Consider the following 252-nt stretch of genomic DNA (forward strand, 5'->3'; position numbering starts at 1 on the left):
CCAGTCGGTGCTGCACCAGCTGATAGCCGGCAATTGGCTTGCCGAATTGCTCACGGTTGGCGGCATAGTCCGCAGCAATCTCAAAGCAGGCCATGGCGTGGCCGACTGCCTCCCAGGAGGCGCCGCCCCGAGTTGCCTGCAGAACACGGGATACATCGGCGAAAGACCTGCAATTCTCCAGCCGGTTGGATTCTGGAAGCCGCATGTTTTCGATGACGATGTCGGCCTGCAGGATGGCACGCTTGCCGATCT

At 60.7% G+C, this 252-nt stretch carries 1 protein-coding gene; it reads right to left on the reverse strand.

Annotated features, from left to right (window positions below):
• Nucleotides 1-252: acyl-CoA dehydrogenase family protein (locus ACPYOG_RS20105; RefSeq protein WP_481295861.1), on the reverse strand; the 252-nt coding region annotated here is incomplete at both ends.

Source organism: Leifsonia sp. HAY1-4F, assembly GCF_056755275.1.